Here is a 3616-nt window from a genome sequence, read left to right as displayed (position 1 = left end):
CTCTTTCAGAGTCAATTTCAAGCACGGTTACAGATTCAGCAACAACATCATCATTAGCCAAATCAATTGTGTTGTTATCAATATTGATTGCTGCAGTATCAATGGACAATGGGCTTGTGCCATTATCAGCAGCAGCCTTTACAATTACATTTCCATTATTTACCTTAAAGTCAACACCAGTAATATTGACTTCATCAGGACCGCCTTCAGACTTTGCAGGAACAATAAAGATAGCTTCACCTTTTTTACCACTAATGCTACCTCCAGTAATTGTTAAATTTTTAGTTATATTTACGTTTGCAATATCCGCAAAAGTTTCATTAGCCAAATCAATTGTAGCACCTGGTTTAGCATCATCGATGAGTTTTTGTAGGTCTGCAGAAGTCTTAGGAGAAGGATGCTTAATGACAACTAATTGTTCAATTGCCAATATGGTAGATCCAGTAGCAACAAAAGAGACTGAATTGGACTGCTTGATTGAATCAGTCAAATCAACAACATAATCTCCAACGGAATTACTTGAACCATTCCAGACATCAGAAAACTCTTCACCATTTACTATCAAGTCACCTTCACCAGATTGACCACCTGCAGCAAAGACATAAAGCTTAGCATCATTGATACCATTTACAATAGGTACCTCCAAATCATTATTGCTTGCTACAATTCTACCATCAAAGTTGTTAGCATTAGATAACAAGTCTGCACCATTAAACATGTAAACAGAACTAAGAGTTTTAGATTCTGTGACATTGTATAATGCTACAAGAGTACTTGGATAAACAGCAGTCATTCCTTCTTCCTTATTTAGAACAAAAGTATTTTCACCTGCTTTAATCAATTCACTAACATCATAAACAACAAGGCCATAGCCATATTTACCATAAGAACCAAGATTAGATTGATCCCTATAGCTTGCAACAGGACTTACGCTTGCACCATTAAATGTTGTATTCCAAACAGGAACAGTGCCATTGGTCTTATCCCAATTATAGGAAACATAAACAAATGCATTTACAAACTTAGCATCACCATCCACATCTACAGTCCAAACATCAGTACGATTAGTGGTTTTAGTGCCTAGATAAGTGGTGTCATCCAATGTTTCAAGAATAATACCACCATTAACAGTGATATTCTTAAAGGATTCAATAGTACCAGCAGGATAAGCTAAATCCTTACCAAGATTTCCATTATATAATAAACTAGGATTAAGAGCAGATTCCGCTAAAACATCACCGGAAGACTTATCACTAACAAGAACAGTATAATTAACCTTCTTATTGTTTGCACCGTTTACAGTATCAGCAGTGACAGGCCTAATAGTGCCATCACCTAGATATAAAAGTTCACTAGAAGCAGCATCAACAGAAACTTCAGAACTGTTTACCTTCTTGCCATCAGCATATAAATCTACCACAAAAGTTGATTTACCTTTACCCTCATTTGTTAAATTAACTTTTAAAGCATTAGATACACCAGCGAAAACAGCACCGGAATACTCAGAACTTAATTCAACTTTTACAGAAGGAACAAATTTAGAAACAACAACAAATTGCTCAAGAGCCAAAATGGTAGAACCTGTAGCAACAAATGACACATTATTGGACTGCTTGATTGAACCATTCAAATCAACTACATAATCCCCAACAGAATTACTTGAACCATTCCATACATCAGCAAACTCTTCACCATTGATTATCAAGTTACCTTCACCAGCTTGAGCACTTGCAGCAAAAACATAAAGTTTAGCATCAGTAAAATCACCATCATCAACAGATAATAAATTATTGCTTGCTACCACTCTTCCGTCAAAGTTATTAGCATTGGACAATAAGTCAGCTCCATTATACATGTAAACAGTTGTAAGGGTATCAGATGCAGTCACATTATATAATGCAATAAGAGTGCTTGGATAAACGGCAGTCATTCCCTCTTCTTTTTCTAAAGTAAATGTATTTTCACCATCCTTAATCAATTCACTTACATCATAAACAAGAAGACCATAGCCGTATTTACCATATGTTCCAAGGTTGGATTGATCCCTATAGCTTGCAACAGGACTTACGCTTGCACCATTAAATGTTGTATTCCAAACAGGAACAGTGCCATTGGTCTTATCCCAATTATAAGCAACATAAACAAAAGCATTTACAAACTTAGCATCATCATCCACATTTACAGTCCAAACATCACTACGGTTAAGATCTTTAGAAGCAAGATAAGTAGCATCATCTAATGTTTCAAGAATAATTCCTCCATTAACAGTGACATTATCAAAGGATTCGATAGTTCCAGCAGGATAAGCCAAGTCCTTACCTAAATTACCATTATATAATAAAGCAGGAGTGATAGTAGCCTCATCTAAAACCTTTCCAGAAGACTTATCGCTGACAACAACAGTATAATTTACTTTAGTATTTTCTGCACCATTTACAGTATCGGCAGTTACAGGCCTAATGGTATTGTCTGTTAAGAACAATATGCCGTCGAAACCTGCATCAATTTTAATTTGAGAGCTGTTTACTTTAGTACCATCAGCATATAAATCAGCAACGTAAGTTGATTTGCTATCCCCATCATTTGTTATGTTAACTTTTAATGCATTTTTAGTGCCTGCAAATGCAGCTCCAGAATATTCAGATGCTAAAGATACTTTTGCAGAGGATGGAACAAGTTGATTAATTTTCAAAACAGAAAGAACATTTCTGAATGAATAGGAACCTTCAGCAGGAGTGTAAACAAGATTGTTTGTACCGTTTTTAATTTTGCCCATAAGGTCCCATTTGTGATAAATGTTATAGTACTCGCCAACTTCATATATCATTGACTCTTCCAAGTCTTCACCGTTTAATGTGTATATTCCATCCACACTTGAAAGAGCATAGTTATCTAAAGTGATATTGGAGATTTCATTATTTATGTTGCCAACATTAAATACTGCTTTAGTTGTCTTTCCATCATCAGTTTTAGCCCAAGATTGACCAGAGTTAACCCAATAGCTAATTTTATCAGTATCATCATCATTATATGCAAAGACCAAACCAATCAATTTAATCTTATTATAATAAGTATAACCATCTATAGGACCACTATTCACATTTATAGTAAGTTTCCCACTTGCATTTTGGACTTTATCAGTGATATTGTATACGATTTTATAATCCGCAAAGCACTTTGTCATATGGTCATTTATTTCATAGACTGTTTCATCTGCACTCCCTACAGATGCTACAAGCTGTTCATTTGCTATCTGTTCAGTTTTTCCATTGTTTGTTAAACTTACATTCATTTCAGACCCATAAACAAGATTTGAAGATCCTGCAGTATAACTGTGAATGAACAGACCGGCATAATCAACATCATGCACATCTTCAGGTATTTCATAGCTTAATTCCCCATCTCCAGCATTTTTACTTGTGCCGACTACATCAACACCACCGGAAACCTCTCCAGATTGAATTGTATTCAAATCCTCTGCAGAAACAGAAGATAAAGATACAAAGAGAGTTAAAAGAATCAAGAAAACAAAAATAAACTTATATTTATCTTCCATAGTTTAACCTCATATTTTTACTAAAATTAAATATTTCATTTTCAATAAGCAAAATCAAAC

At 34.8% G+C, this 3616-nt stretch carries 1 protein-coding gene; it reads right to left on the bottom strand.

Going from position 1 to position 3616, the window contains the following annotated elements; genetic code table 11:
• Positions 1 to 3556, bottom strand: a 3556-nt coding sequence (locus tag Q0138_RS06345) for a DUF3344 domain-containing protein (RefSeq protein ID WP_297982177.1), incomplete at its 3' end; no start/stop codon positions are given.
• Between the last annotated feature and the right edge of the window lie 60 nt (positions 3557 to 3616).

It is taken from the genome of uncultured Methanobrevibacter sp., from assembly GCF_937906425.1.
Classification (GTDB): Archaea; Methanobacteriota; Methanobacteria; order Methanobacteriales; family Methanobacteriaceae; genus Methanobrevibacter.
Note: the sequence above shows the minus strand (reverse complement) of the source record. Positions and strands in the feature narration are given on the sequence as shown.